Source organism: Parasphingorhabdus sp. (genome assembly GCF_039982415.1).
In the GTDB taxonomy this organism is placed as follows: Bacteria; Pseudomonadota; Alphaproteobacteria; order Sphingomonadales; family Sphingomonadaceae; genus Parasphingorhabdus.
The window spans coordinates 117,050-130,928 of record NZ_JBDWYL010000007.1 but is presented as its reverse complement, the minus strand read 5'-3'; the positions used below and the strand labels follow the sequence as shown (position 1 = coordinate 130,928).

Sequence of the window (13,879 nt, the reverse complement as noted above, 5' to 3'; positions counted from 1 at the left end):
TCAGACTATTTTAGTTTTGATCAATCGCCGATTTTCGAAAATCACTAGGTGTTTGACCGGTTTCAGACCGAAAAGCGCGATTGAATGGTGCTAAGGATCCATAGCCTAAATCCATCGCAATTGTGAGAATCGGTAGGTCAACCATGGTCCGATCAGCCAATTTTTCTTTGGCTTCGGTGATTCGATAGCCATTTAGAAAGGATGAAAAATTCCGGTGACCCAATTGTTTGTTGATCAGCGCTCGCAAACGGTGTTCTGGCGTATCCAACTGGGCTGCCAAAATTGCTATGGTAAGGGAAGGGGTTCGAAAGCTGCCTTCATCCATGGCCGCGATCAGCTTATCATGCAAAACAGTTTCCGATGGTGACAGATTCAACAGAGGGCGCGCTTGTTGTGGATCCGCAGCCGGTTTTGAAAAAAGATCTTCCTCAGCGGTAAGGACTGCCATGCCCGCGCCGATAACCAGCAGAAGAATGAGCATCGCATTTATCGCCGAAATACCAGGATCATTGTCGGTCGCCCCGAAAAAAAGTTCATAGGATAAGACGGCACCGACTTGCAGTCCCACAAATATGGGCAAAAAGGTTCTGATCCGGCGGCGCTTTTCAATCAAGTCATCGGCGCGGCCAGTCAGGGCGATAATGATCAAATGAATGACTAGTCCAAGGGACAGGAAGCGGATCGCGTAAAATGTCAGCCAATGCCAATTGCTCGATGAAAAAGCGATGACCCATAATAATATAAGCAAGGCGGGTATGGCGACGAATAGGGGTTTGGCAATGCGCCGTTCAAAAAGTTGATGCGCAAATATCCAAGCCCAGACCGTGGTTGAAACGGATAGAAAATCTATCGGATAACGCCACGGCAGCGGCGGCGCCAATATGCTGGAGGAATTGATCAAATAAGCCATCGCACTGATCAGCACGCCAAGCAGCGAAAATTTTAAGTCGCGCCGGGTCCGACTCACCAGAAGAACAGCGATGATCATCAGCTGCCCACCGATGGTGAGTAACCTGATCGCGGTATCGATAAGTGCCAAATCGAGTGCGGCGTTCACATGTTCTTCCCTGTTTGCAACCATGCTAACCCATCTGTGGCGGTTGGCAACGCTTATGTCATTGCTGCTGTCATTGCTGCGGGATTTGCAGGTGGTCTGCGATTATTCTTTCATTTGTGAAACAGCTAAGTGTAACAGCGAGGCCATGCGCAACGAACATTCTTCATGTCCCATTTAATCTCAATCGCCACTGCTGTCCCGGATCACCGGATTAGCCAGGAAGATGTTCTTGCTATTCTCGCCAAGGCCCGCGGCGCAGACTTGCCTTGCCGGTTGAAGCAGATATTGGGCAATAGCGGGATCAACCATCGCTATCTCGCTTGCGACCCGGACTATTATTTGGAGCAGCGCAGTTGGCCGGAGCGGGCTGCGATATATGATCAAGTTGGGCGGACTTTAGCGAAAAATACCGCCGAATCGGTGCTCGCTAAAGCGGGGTGGAACCCCTCCGATGTCGATGCCATCGTGATGATATCAACAACCGGAACAATGACCCCGTCAATTCCGAGCCGATTGATTGAAACGATGGGATTCCGGCAATCGGTTCAGACCGTGCCGGTATTTGGTTATGGCTGTGCTGGCGGTCTATTGGGATTAAGATTGGCCAATGATTTGGCTGATGCGCAGGGCGGACAGAATATTTTGCTCCTGTCCTTAGAACTTTGTTCTCTTTCTTACGATTATAGCCAATTTGATAAGAAAAATATGATCGCAACAGCATTATTTGCGGATGGTTGCGCGGCCGCGCTGCTAAGCGGAAAAAGCGGATATGAAGAGCTCCCGGCTTTTGGGGCATTTGAGCAAAAAACATGGCCCGACACCCGGGATATGATGGGTTGGGACATCGGTGAAACCGGCTTTGACCTGGTTCTGGCGCGGGATATTCCAACATTTGTCGCGCGCGATTTTGCGCCGTTTTGCGATGGTTTTCTCAGCGAACAGGGGATTGAGAAAAATGGGCTCCATGAACCGGCTTGTCACCCCGGGGGTGGCCGCGTGATCGAAGCGCTGGAAGAATATTTTGCACCCGAGATCAAGGATATTGCAACCACGCGCGCGATTTTAAACCATCATGGCAATATGTCTTCTCCGACGATATTATTTGTGCTGGAAAAACTATTGCAGCAAGCGATGCAAAAGCCAATATTGATGACGGCACTGGGTCCGGGATTTACCTCTGTGCTGGGGCTTTTACACCCTTCGGGAGCCAAGTGATGGATGATTTAGGCGCTGTTTTTACCCAGGCTCCGACAGCAATAAGCTGGATTCTGATTTACATTGTCGTACAGCGGCTGAGTGAACTCGTTTACGCCAACCGCAACACCCTGCGGCTTTTGTCTGAAGGCGGTGAAGAATTTGGGGCCGACCATTATCATTGGTTCATATTCTTGCACAGCGCTTGGCTGGCAGTGATTTTTTTGTTGGTTGATCCGCTGCGGCCATTAAACCCGATTTTGCTGACATTGTTCGTCTTCACACAGATTATGCGCGTTTGGACATTGGCTTCCATTGGGCGGTGGTGGACAACACGAATTATTTCCGCACCGCATTTTGATCGCGTGCAACGCGGACCCTATAAATATATCAGTCATCCCAATTATCTTGTTGTGGTTCTTGAAATTGCCATTGTCCCTTTGCTTATGGGGTTGCCCTGGGTCGCTTTGCTATTCTCCCTATTAAACGCCATTCTTCTGCGTCATCGCATCAATGTTGAAAATCAGGTTCTCAGCAAGCGCGATCAAAGTTCATTGTCTTGAAAAGAGCAACGCCAATTTTTCGATTACCGGTATAGAAAAAGATAGTAGGCAACAGACTTCTCTTCGACACATTATTCCGCTAGCCATCGTCGATAGTTTGAAATGGAGCCGTATATGCAGTTTGATGACGTTGTTTTGGGGCGGCGTAGTATAAGGGGTTATAAGCCAGACCCGGTCCCAAAAGCGCTGATCGAAGAGATAATTGGTCTCGCTATGCGCGCGCCTTCATCGATGAACACACAGCCGTGGAATTTTTATGTGATCACCGGAGAGCCTCTGCAAAATATCCGCAATGGCAATACCGAACGGATGTTGGCTGGCGTCCCGCAATCCCGCGAATTTCGAACCGGTGAGGCTTTTGCCGGACACCATCGTGACCGGCAAATTGGCGTGGCCAAGCAATTATTCTCGGCGATGAAAATCGAACGGGATGACAAAGAAGCCCGGCAAGATTGGGTGATGCGAGGATTTCGCCAATTCGACGCTCCCGTTTGTGTCATTATCACCTATGATCGCGTTCTTAATGGCAGCGACGATACCCCATTTGATTGCGGCGCGGTTGCAACGGCATTGGTCAATGCAGCCTGGTCGAGAGGTTTGGGGACAGTGATCAATAGCCAGGGAATTATGCAATCACCGGTGGTGCGCGAACATGCCGGCATTGCCGAGGATCAAGTGATTATGAAAAGTATCGCGCTTGGTTGGCCGGATGACAATTTTCCGGCTAATAGTGTCATCTCAACCCGCAAGTCGATTGAGGAAGCGGCTGTCTTTGTTGGTTTTGACACGTAATTTTATTACCATTTAGAAACGAGAAATTCGGCCCAGGAGTGTTTTTGATATGATCTTTACCCGTCGCCAGTTCGGAGCAACCATGCTGGGTGCCGCCTTTGTCGGTCTAGCTACACGTGCCTATGCAAATTTACCCTTTACCGGAAAAAATGAAGTCACCGGCTATGGCGAACTGGTTTCGGATCCGGGGCGATTGCTCGATTTGCCAGAAGGATTTAGCTATAAAGTAATTTCTCGCATGGGGAATTTGATGGATGATGGCATGGTCGTTCCCAATGCCGCCGATGGCATGGGCTGCATTGATCTTGGCGAAGGCAAACTGGCCTTGATCCGCAATCACGAATTGGATCACCGGCAATTGCGGGAAGGGCCTTTTCGCAGCCGCGTAGATGCTGACTTTAAAGCCTATGACCGGCTCAGCAACGAAACCAAAATGCCTATCCCAGGCGGAACAACCACGCTGGTCTACGATATGGCAACCGGAAAGGTTGTCGAAGAATATTTGAGCCTTGCCGGTACCGTGCGCAACTGTTCTGGTGGGATCACCCCTTGGGGAAGCTGGTTAACCTGCGAAGAAACTGCACTGGAAGCTGGCGAAGGCGTTGGTAAAAATCATGGTTATATTTTTGAAGTGCCAGCCAATCATAAAGGTCTTGTCGATCCGGTGCCGCTCAATGCAATGGGCTGTTTTGTGCACGAAGCAGTGTGTATCGATCCTCGCACCGGCATTGCCTATATGACCGAAGATCGCGGCGATAGCCTGTTTTACCGTTTCATTCCGAAGGTGAAAGGCAAGCTATCTGAAGGAGGAACGCTGCAGGCATTGGTGCTGAAAGATATTGATGACACACGGAACTGGGATGGTGAGAAAATCGGACTGGGCGAAAGTCACAGAGCGAAATGGGTAACCTTAGATGATCCCGAAAGAAGCGCTGGGGAATTGCGCGAACGAGGCGCAAAAATGGGCGCAACCTTATTTGCGCGGGGCGAAGGCATTTTCTGGGATGAGAAAGAGCAACAACTGTTTTTCACATCGACCAGTGGCGGCGCAAAAAAATATGGCCAGATATTCCGCTACAAGCCGAGCAAAAAAGAAGGGAGCAGAGGCAAGCAAGGTAAGTTGGAGCTGTTTCTCGAAAGCCAGGATGCCGCGGTGTACAATCTCGGCGACAATATTTGCGTCATGCCCAATGGCCATTTGATGGTTTCCGAAGACCAGTATACGGATATAACCAATAATCACCTCCGCTGCGTCACGCCTGATGGAAAAACCTATATGTTCGGCCGGACTCGTATCCAAACCGAATTTGCCGGCGCGTGTTTCTCGCCGGATGGATCGACAATGTTCGTCAATCTCTATTCTCCGACGACCACATTTGCCATTACAGGCCCCTGGGATCAGGTGGTGAGCGGCTAAAAAGCGGCGATTGCATCGCCCTTTTTAAAAAAGGAATGCGGGGAGTCCGTTTTATACAATGCAGAGCGACCGGGTTGCGCTATCTCTTTTTTTCGAAGCGGTACTGCGACCCACCGTTTCAACGCCCCGTTTGACTCCTCAAGTCAGCGGGGCTTTTCATTTCTACGATAGCAATGCAGCTAGGGCGACCGAGGCTGAGAAGGTTCCAACTGTTGACGCGGTTACGAATCCTCGCTAAGGGCCGCCCTTCTGATCAACCGGAGAGCAAACCGGGCGTTCAGAAACCACATAGGCAAAACACTTTCGGCGTTTTAGGTCGTGAGAGTAACCCTAGTTTATCTAGATCCAATAAGGTGAAGACTTTATGCCAACGATTAACCAGCTCGTCCGTAAAGGGCGGGTGCCACAAAAGACGAAGTCTAAAGTGCCGGCCATGGAAGCCAACCCGCAAAAACGCGGCGTTTGTACCCGGGTCTACACAACGACTCCAAAGAAACCAAACTCCGCTCTGCGTAAGGTTGCAAAGGTTCGCCTGACCAACCAGCGTGAGGTGATTAGCTATATTCCCGGTGAAGGCCACAACCTTCAGGAACATAGTGTTGTCCTCATTCGCGGTGGCCGTGTGCGTGACCTTCCCGGTGTGCGTTACCATGTGCTGCGCGGTGTTCTTGATACGCAAGGCGTTAAGGATCGGAAGCAATCCCGTTCCAAATATGGCGCTAAGCGTCCTAAATAATCGGTTTAGTAGGAGTTATATAATATGGCACGTCGTCGTCGCCCCGAGAAACGGGTAATTCTTCCTGATCCAAAATTTAAAGATCTGGTTCTGTCCAAATTCATGAACAATCTGATGGTAGACGGTAAAAAATCTACTGCAGAGCGTATCGTATATGGCGCGTTTGATAGCGTCGAAGCCAAAGCGAAAAAAGATCCGCTGCAGCTTTTCCATGATGCATTGAACAACATCAAGCCTGGCATTGAAGTGCGCAGCCGCCGTGTCGGTGGTGCCACCTATCAGGTGCCGGTTGAGGTTCGTCCAGAGCGGGCACAAGCATTGGCCATCCGTTGGATGATCAGCGCTGCTCGCGCACGGAGCGAAACCACAATGGCCGCACGTCTGTCCGGTGAAATTTTGGATGCCTCCAACAATCGCGGCAATGCCGTGAAAAAACGTGAAGACTCGCACAAAATGGCTGAAGCCAACCGCGCGTTTGCACATTATCGTTGGTAAAGTTATTTAAAGCGCAGGGCTGACAGCTACTCTGCTTGGCCCTGCGCTTTTCACATTGTTGTATTTGTAACTAATCAGGGCTGGTCAACGCTGGCCCCTTTCACTATATGGGCGGCGCTAATTGGGCCCCTTAATTCTGGAGTAAAGATTATGGCACGCAGCCATCCGCTCGAACGATATCGCAATATTGGCATTATGGCCCATATTGATGCTGGTAAAACGACCACCACAGAACGTATCCTCTATTATACAGGCAAGTCCTATAAAATCGGCGAAGTGCATGATGGCGCTGCGACGATGGATTGGATGGAGCAAGAGCAAGAGCGCGGGATTACCATTACCTCTGCTGCGACCACCTGTTTCTGGAATGCTGACGATCGTGAAGGTCCTGAGCATCGGATCAATATTATTGACACCCCGGGCCACGTTGACTTCACCATTGAAGTCGAGCGTTCCTTGCGGGTTCTTGATGGCGCAGTGGCTTGTTTTGACGGTGTTGCTGGTGTTGAACCACAATCTGAAACGGTTTGGCGTCAAGCGGACAAATATAAGGTTCCGCGGATGTGTTTCATCAACAAGCTGGACCGGACCGGCGCAAATTTCAAATTCTGCGTTGATTCGATCATTGAGCGTCTGGGCGCAACCCCTGCTGTTTTGTATCTGCCCATCGGAATCGAAGCCAGCTTGGTCGGTTTGGTTGACTTGGTCAATCAACGTTCGATCACGTGGAAAAACGAAGATCTCGGCGCAGAATATACATATGGTGAGATTCCAGAAGATATGGCCGACGAAGCCGCTGAATATCGCGAGAAGCTTATCGAGCTTGCCGTAGAGCAAGACGATGACGTGATGGAGCAATATTTGGAAGGCAATGAGCCCGATGCTGCGACCTTGAAGGCGCTCATCCGCAAAGGCACGTTGAACCAGAGTTTCGTTCCTGTTCTTTGTGGGTCGGCGTTTAAAAACAAAGGCGTGCAGCCATTGCTCGATGCCGTTGTAGACTATATGCCAAGCCCGCTCGATGTGGACGCGATTAAAGGCGTTGCGATGGATGGCGAAACGGAAGATGAGCGTCCATCCAGCGATGACGAGCCGTTCGCAGCACTCGCCTTTAAAGTGATGAACGATCCATTTGTGGGTTCATTGACATTTTGCCGCATCTATTCCGGTAAACTGGAAAAAGGCACATTGTTAAATTCGGTCAAGGACAAGAAAGAAAAAGTCGGCCGGATATTGGAAATGCACTCCAATGACCGGAAGGACATTGATGAGGCATTTGCTGGCGACATTGTAGCTTTGGCTGGAATGAAAACCACCACCACTGGTGATACGCTATGTGCTGCAGAGCATCCGATTATTTTGGAGCGGATGGAATTCCCGGATCCTGTTATCGAGCTTTCGGTGGAGCCTAAAACCAAGGCCGACCAAGAGAAAATGGGCGTGGCTCTGAATCGTTTGGCGGCGGAAGATCCAAGTTTCCGTGTCACCACCGATCATGAATCCGGCCAAACAATCATCAAGGGCATGGGTGAACTTCACCTTGATATTCTTGTCGACCGGATGAAGCGTGAGTTTAAAGTGGAAGCCAATGTTGGCGCGCCGCAAGTGGCTTACCGTGAATCGCTCGGTAAAGCGGTTGATACCGACTATACCCATAAGAAACAGTCCGGTGGTTCGGGTCAGTTTGCGCGGATCAAATTTGAAGTCACGCCAGGTGAACGCGGCGCGGGCATTACTTTTGAAGACGAAATTAAGGGTGGTAACATTCCGAAGGAATATATCCCGTCCGTCGAAAAAGGTATGCGCGAAACCGCTGAAACTGGTTCTTTGATCGGATTCCCGATTATCGACTTTAACATCCGCGTCTATGATGGTGCATACCATGATGTCGACTCTTCAGCATTGGCTTTTGAAATTGCAGCGCGGGCTGCAATGCGGGAAGCGGCGCAGAAATCTGGCATTAAATTGCTTGAGCCGATTATGAAGGTTGAAGTGATCACACCGGAAGATTATCTCGGTGACGTAATCGGCGACTTAAACTCTCGTCGGGGCCAGATCCAAGGGACCGACACGCGCGGTATTGCTCAGGCAGTGGACGCAATGGTGCCATTGGCAAATATGTTTGGTTACGTGAATGAATTGCGGTCTTTCACTCAAGGTCGCGCACAATATTCCATGCAATTTTCTCACTATGAAGAAGTGCCACGGAATGTTGCGGATGAATTGAAGGAGAAGATGGCTTAATCGCCGCTTCTCTTTTTACGAGTAACCGCGCTTACCTTTTTGTTCGGGCAGAAGAAAAAAGCCTAGACGCGAAAAGGGTGTTGACAGATTTGGATAGTCTCGCCAAAGCGCGGCACAGACTATCAAGACGATAGAAATTAGAGGTAATAGAAAATGGCAAAAGCAAAGTTTGAACGCAACAAGCCGCATTGCAATATCGGCACCATCGGTCACGTTGACCACGGTAAAACAACCCTGACTGCAGCGATCACCAAAGTGCTCGCAGAAGCAGGCGGCGGTGAAGCCGTAGACTTCGCGAACATTGACAAAGCTCCTGAAGAGCGTGAGCGCGGCATCACCATTTCAACGGCACACGTTGAATATGAAACCGACGCACGCCACTATGCGCACGTCGATTGCCCAGGCCATGCTGACTATGTGAAAAACATGATCACCGGTGCAGCGCAAATGGATGGTGCTATTTTGGTTGTGAACGCAGCGGACGGTCCAATGCCACAAACCCGTGAGCACATCTTGCTTGCTCGCCAAGTTGGTGTTCCTGCTCTTGTTGTTTTCATGAACAAAGTTGATCAGGTTGATGACGAAGAGCTGCTCGAGCTGGTTGAAATGGAAGTTCGCGAATTGCTTTCTTCTTATGACTTCCCAGGTGACGATATTCCTATCGTTGCGGGTTCTGCTTTGGCAGCATTGGAAGGCCGTGACGATAATATCGGTAAAGAGAAAATTCTTGAACTGATGAAAGCCGTTGATGAAGCTATTCCTCAGCCAGAGCGTCCAGTTGATCAAGATTTCTTGATGCCAATTGAAGACGTGTTCTCAATTTCTGGTCGTGGTACGGTTGTTACCGGCCGTGTTGAAACTGGTGTTGTCAATGTGGGCGACGAAGTTGAAATCGTTGGTATCAAAGATACCTCGAAAACAACCGTTACCGGTGTTGAAATGTTCCGTAAGTTGCTCGACAGCGGTGAAGCTGGCGACAATATCGGTGCGTTGATCCGTGGTGTTGCTCGCGAAGAAGTTGAGCGTGGTCAGGTTCTTTGTAAGCCTGGTTCAATTACACCGCACACCGAGTTTGACGCTGAAGTTTATGTGTTGTCGAAAGACGAAGGTGGTCGTCACACACCATTTTTCGCAAACTATCGCCCACAATTTTACTTCCGTACAACGGACGTAACCGGTGAAGTTATCCTGCCAGAAGGTACCGAGATGGTAATGCCTGGTGATAACGTCACGATCGCGGTTAAATTGATCGCTCCAATCGCAATGGACTCAGGTCTTCGCTTCGCTATTCGCGAAGGTGGACGGACAGTCGGTTCTGGGGTTGTCAGCAACGTAACAAAGTAATATAGGACTGCTTCGCCGCCCGGGTGACTGATTCGGGCGGCCAGTTTTTTGCCGCTCCGGCTTCTTCTTAATGAGAGAAAATCGGGGCGGTTTATTTTTTCCGTCTTCGCTTTTTGAGCATGGGCGGATTGAGTGAAGGTTTTAACATAGTATTCCTTCGTTGTTTCTTTGGTGGATTGGTCTGCCGAAGCAAAAAGCGGAGGAGGGCTCTTTGACATTGGTATAGGTTCTTATGGAAACGCAGAATATTCGCATACGCTTGAAAGCATTCGATCATCGGGTTCTGGATCAGGCCACTGGCGATATCGCTGATACGGCTCGCCGCACTGGCGCGCTTATCCGGGGGCCAATACCATTGCCAACACATATCGAGAAATTCACCGTAAACCGCGGCCCGCACGTTGATAAAAAATCACGTGAACAATTTGAGGTCCGTACGTTTAAAAGGTTGCTCGATATTGTTCAGCCTACACCGCAAACCGTCGATGCTCTTATGAAGCTCGATCTTGCTGCTGGTGTGAATGTGGAGATTAAACTCGCTTAAGGTGAGTTAGGCGCTGCCCCTTTGGGGTAGTGGTGACATGGGAAACCGCCAGCAATAGCTGGGTCATGTGTCCCCCGTCTTGTTAAGTTGGTCCTCGGATCAATTGAACAGTTTAGCCCGGACGGGGCGATATTCGAGAAATTTGGGCTGAGTTTTTGTAGCACGCCCGCTGGCAATTCCGCACGTGGGCCTCTGTAAGGAGAAATGATCGTGCGTACTGGCGTGATCGCGAAAAAAATGGGGATGACCCGCTTGTTCCAGGAAGATGGTCGGCATGTGCCGGTAACCGTTCTTTCTCTGGAAGAATGTCAGGTTGTTGGAGCCCGCAATCAAGAACAGGATGGCTATTTTGCCGTTCAACTTGGTGCAGGCGCCCGTAAAGCGAAAAATGTAAACAAACCACAACGTGAAGCTTTTGCAAAAGCAGAAGTAGAGCCAAAGGCTCGTGTCGCTGAATTCCGGGTTGAGAGCGAAGAAGGCTTGCTTCCTGTCGGCGCCACTATCACGGCAGACCACTTTATTGCTGGTCAGATGGTCGATATTCAAGGTGTGACCCAAGGTAAGGGTTTTGCCGGTGCGATGAAGCGTTGGGGTTTCGGCGGTATGCGCGCAACCCATGGTGTTTCGATATCTCACCGTGCTCACGGTTCAACGGGTCAAAACCAGGATCCCGGCAAAGTCTTCAAAGGTAAGAAGATGGCGGGTCACATGGGTGCTCGTAATCGTACACAACAAAATTTGGAAATTGTTCGTACCGACGCCGCTCGCGGTTTGATCTTTGTGCGCGGCAGTGTTCCAGGTTCAAAAGGCGGTTGGTTGCTGGTTAAAGATGCCGTGAAAGTGGCTCTTCCGGAGGGCGTTCCTTTCCCCGGTGCCATGCGCCGCAACGCCGATGAAACGGCGACGGAAGATGCGCCTGCTGGCATGATCGAAGCGGATGCAGTTGTTGAAGCAGCTGCTGAGCCAAGCGATGCTGAAGTTGCAGCAGCAGCAGAAGCACCTGCAGAAACACCGGCTGAAGAGAAATCAGAAGCCAAAGATGATGCAGGGAAGGAGGGCTAAGCCATGAAATTAAAAGTGAAAACCCTCGACGCAAAAGCAAAAGGCGACATTGATCTCAATGATGATGTCTTTGGCCTGGAAGCGCGCGCAGATATTTTGCACCGCGTAGTAAATTGGCAGCGCGAAAATGCGCGTGGCACGGCTCGGGCAGTGCGCGAGCGTGGCGATGTTGCCCGTACCGGTAAAAAGTTTGGCAATCAAAAAGGCGGCGGTACCGCTCGTCATGGTTCACGCCGGGCGCCAATTTTTGTTGGCGGTGGTAAAGCCCATGGTCCACGCAAGCGTGACTTCAATCCTTCGCTGAACAAGAAAGTTCGTGCGCTGGGCTTGAAGATGGCGTTGTCGGATAAGGCCAAGAACGACAATCTGGTGATTCTTGAAAATCTGGACATCAAAGAAGCCAAGACCAAATTGCTGATCGCGAATATCGAGAAGCTGGGCTTTGGCAAATCTGCTTTGATCATGGATGGTGATGCTGTGAACGATGTTTTCACAAAAGCATCTTCAAATATTCCGCGTCTGAACGTGATGCCAGCCGCTGGTGCCAATGTTTATGACATTTTGAACCATGAGACTTTGGTGCTGACACGCGCCGCGGTCGAAAAGTTGGAGGCGCGCTTCAATGGCTAAAAAAGAAGCATTGGACATTCGTCATTTTGACGTAATTGTCGGCCCGCATATTACCGAAAAGTCGACTTTGCTCAGTGAGCATAATGCTGTGGTATTCAAAGTTGCAAACTCCGCGACCAAGCCACAGATTAAGGCTGCTATCGAAGCGCTGTTTGATGTGAAAGTCAAAGGCGTCAACACGATGGTGCAAAAGGGTAAAACCAAGCGTTGGAAGGGTCGGCCCTATACACGCAATGATGTTAAAAAAGCTGTCGTGACTTTGGCTGAAGGTCAAACCATCGACATCACCACGGGAATTTAAGATGGCTTTAAAATCCTATAAACCGACAAGTCCCGCACGGCGTGGTCTTATACTGGTCGACAAGAGCGGCCTTTGGAAGGGCAAGCCCGTCAAGAAGCTTGTCGAAGGCAAGCGCAAAACGGGCGGCCGTAACAATAAAGGTCATGTGACGTCGCGTGGTATCGCTGGTGGTCACAAGCAGAAATATCGTCTGGTGGACTTTAAGCGTCGCAAGTTTGATGTTTCGGCAACGGTCGAGCGGATCGAATATGATCCCAACCGGACGGCTTTTATCGCTTTGATCAAATATGATGACGGCGAGCTCAGCTATATTTTGGCGCCACAACGCATGGCCGTTGGTGACACGGTCATCGCTGGTGAAAAAGTGGACGTTAAACCCGGTAATGCGATGAAATTGTCGCAAATGCCAATTGGTACGATTATCCACAATGTGGAAATGAAGCCAGGCAAGGGTGGTCAGATTGCCCGCTCCGCTGGTACATATGTCCAGATTGTTGGCCGCGATCGCGGTATGGTCATTGTTCGTTTGAACTCAGGCGAGCAACGCTATATTCGCAGCGATTGCATGGGCACGGTTGGCGCTGTGTCTAACCCCGATAACTCGAACCAGAATTTTGGTAAAGCAGGCCGCACGCGCTGGAAGGGCCGTCGTCCTTTGACACGCGGTGTTGCGAAAAACCCAGTGGATCACCCGCATGGTGGTGGTGAAGGTCGGACCTCCGGTGGTCGTCATCCTGTGACGCCTTGGGGCAAGCCTACCAAAGGGGCTCGTACTCGTAAGAATAAAACGACCGACAAGATGATCATCCGGTCGCGTCACGCTAAGAAGAAGAGGTAAGCATGGCTCGTTCCATCAAAAAAGGTCCATTTGTTGACCTCCATCTGCTGAAAAAAGCGCAAGACGCTCAGGAAGCTTCCAAACGCTCGCCGATCAAGACCTGGTCGCGTCGTTCGACAGTTCTCCCTGATTTTGTTGGGCTGACTTTCAATGTTTATAACGGTCAAAAATTCATTCCGGTTTCCGTGAATGAAGACATGGTTGGCCACAAGCTTGGCGAGTTCGCTCCTACGCGTAACTATTATGGCCATGGCGCTGACAAAAAAGGCAAGAAATAATGGGTAAGGCATCATCACCCCGCCGCGTTGGCGACAATGAAGCTTTGGCTGTTGGCAATTCCATTCGTGGTTCTGCTCAAAAGCTAAATCTTGTTGCCCAATTGATCCGTGGCAAGAAAGCAGAAGACGCTTTGAACATCCTGTCCTTCTCAAAAAAGAGCATGGCCAAGGATGTCAGCAAAGTATTGGCTTCTGCCATCGCTAATGCAGAGAATAACCATAACTTGGACGTCGATGCATTGATCGTTCAGGAAGCTAGTGTTGGCAAGGGCCTCACCATGAAGCGTTGGAAAGCCCGCGCACGTGGTCGTTCAGCCAAGATTATCAAGCCATTTAGCCGCGTGCGCATCGTTGTTCGCGAGCACGAAGAAGAAGAGGCGTAAA

The 13,879-nt window shown here is 50.2% G+C and carries 16 protein-coding genes and 1 pseudogene; 16 read left to right on the top strand and 1 reads right to left on the bottom strand.

The genetic code is table 11. The features are described from left to right. Positions 1–10 precede the first annotated feature (10 nt). Entirely contained in the window at positions 11–1,057 is a 1,047-nt protein-coding gene (locus ABJU74_RS10480; RefSeq protein ID WP_348384156.1) for a helix-turn-helix domain-containing protein, read from the bottom strand. Between the two features lie 159 nt (positions 1,058–1,216). On the opposite strand from ABJU74_RS10480, the pseudogene ABJU74_RS10475 reads away from it, so the two are divergent. The 16 genes and pseudogenes from ABJU74_RS10475 to rplV all read left to right on the top strand — a co-directional run. Then, positions 1,217–1,810, top strand: a pseudogene (locus ABJU74_RS10475) (type III polyketide synthase); the annotation flags it as partial. Continuing rightward, positions 1,805–2,272 carry a hypothetical protein gene (locus ABJU74_RS10470; RefSeq protein ID WP_348384557.1) on the top strand — a complete coding sequence of 156 codons (468 nt, stop codon included), beginning with the start codon at positions 1,805–1,807 and terminating at the stop codon, positions 2,270–2,272. The pseudogene ABJU74_RS10475 and the gene ABJU74_RS10470, both read left to right, overlap by 6 nt. After that, positions 2,272–2,814 (top strand): isoprenylcysteine carboxylmethyltransferase family protein, encoded by a 543-nt coding sequence (locus ABJU74_RS10465; protein ID WP_348384155.1) that lies wholly within the window; start codon positions 2,272–2,274, stop codon positions 2,812–2,814. Before ABJU74_RS10470 ends, ABJU74_RS10465 begins: the two co-directional genes overlap by 1 nt. Before the next feature lie 114 nt (positions 2,815–2,928). Then, positions 2,929–3,606, top strand: a complete 678-nt coding sequence (locus ABJU74_RS10460) for a nitroreductase (protein WP_348384154.1) — start codon at positions 2,929–2,931, stop codon at positions 3,604–3,606. A gap of 49 nt (positions 3,607–3,655) precedes the next feature. Further along, the gene (locus ABJU74_RS10455) at positions 3,656–5,023 is read left to right on the top strand and encodes an alkaline phosphatase PhoX (RefSeq protein WP_348384153.1); all 1,368 of its coding nucleotides are present in this window, start codon (positions 3,656–3,658) and stop codon (positions 5,021–5,023) included. A 364-nt stretch (positions 5,024–5,387) separates the two neighbouring features. Next, a complete protein-coding gene (gene rpsL / locus ABJU74_RS10450) occupies positions 5,388–5,759 on the top strand; it encodes a 30S ribosomal protein S12 (RefSeq protein WP_067198316.1) in 372 nt (123 codons plus the stop codon). Between the two features lie 24 nt (positions 5,760–5,783). Continuing rightward, positions 5,784–6,254 (top strand): 30S ribosomal protein S7, encoded by a 471-nt coding sequence (rpsG, locus tag ABJU74_RS10445; RefSeq protein WP_348384152.1) that lies wholly within the window; start codon positions 5,784–5,786, stop codon positions 6,252–6,254. 150 nt (positions 6,255–6,404) lie between these two features. Beyond that, complete coding sequence (fusA, locus tag ABJU74_RS10440) at positions 6,405–8,498, top strand: elongation factor G (protein ID WP_348384151.1); 2,094 nt, start codon at positions 6,405–6,407, stop codon at positions 8,496–8,498. A gap of 153 nt (positions 8,499–8,651) precedes the next feature. Further along, positions 8,652–9,842: an elongation factor Tu gene (gene tuf / locus ABJU74_RS10435; RefSeq protein WP_348384150.1), complete on the top strand. Its 1,191-nt coding sequence runs from the start codon at positions 8,652–8,654 to the stop codon at positions 9,840–9,842. Between the two features lie 232 nt (positions 9,843–10,074). Then, entirely contained in the window at positions 10,075–10,386 is a 312-nt protein-coding gene (gene rpsJ, locus ABJU74_RS10430) for a 30S ribosomal protein S10 (protein ID WP_348384149.1), read from the top strand. A gap of 210 nt (positions 10,387–10,596) precedes the next feature. Beyond that, entirely contained in the window at positions 10,597–11,448 is an 852-nt protein-coding gene (gene rplC / locus ABJU74_RS10425) for a 50S ribosomal protein L3 (protein ID WP_348384556.1), read from the top strand. A gap of 3 nt (positions 11,449–11,451) precedes the next feature. Continuing rightward, positions 11,452–12,078 carry a 50S ribosomal protein L4 gene (gene rplD, locus ABJU74_RS10420; protein ID WP_348384148.1) on the top strand — a complete coding sequence of 209 codons (627 nt, stop codon included), beginning with the start codon at positions 11,452–11,454 and terminating at the stop codon, positions 12,076–12,078. Continuing rightward, a complete protein-coding gene (locus ABJU74_RS10415) occupies positions 12,071–12,379 on the top strand; it encodes a 50S ribosomal protein L23 (RefSeq protein ID WP_348384147.1) in 309 nt (102 codons plus the stop codon). Before rplD ends, ABJU74_RS10415 begins: the two co-directional genes overlap by 8 nt. A gap of 1 nt (position 12,380) precedes the next feature. Next, on the top strand, positions 12,381–13,217 hold the full coding sequence (gene rplB, locus ABJU74_RS10410) for a 50S ribosomal protein L2 (protein WP_229953890.1): 837 nt from the start codon (positions 12,381–12,383) through the stop codon (positions 13,215–13,217). Between the two features lie 2 nt (positions 13,218–13,219). Further along, on the top strand, positions 13,220–13,495 hold the full coding sequence (gene rpsS, locus ABJU74_RS10405) for a 30S ribosomal protein S19 (protein WP_108810515.1): 276 nt from the start codon (positions 13,220–13,222) through the stop codon (positions 13,493–13,495). Continuing rightward, the gene (rplV, locus tag ABJU74_RS10400; protein WP_335659276.1) at positions 13,495–13,878 is read left to right on the top strand and encodes a 50S ribosomal protein L22; all 384 of its coding nucleotides are present in this window, start codon (positions 13,495–13,497) and stop codon (positions 13,876–13,878) included. The genes rpsS and rplV overlap by 1 nt, the downstream gene beginning before the upstream one ends. Position 13,879 lies beyond the last annotated feature (1 nt).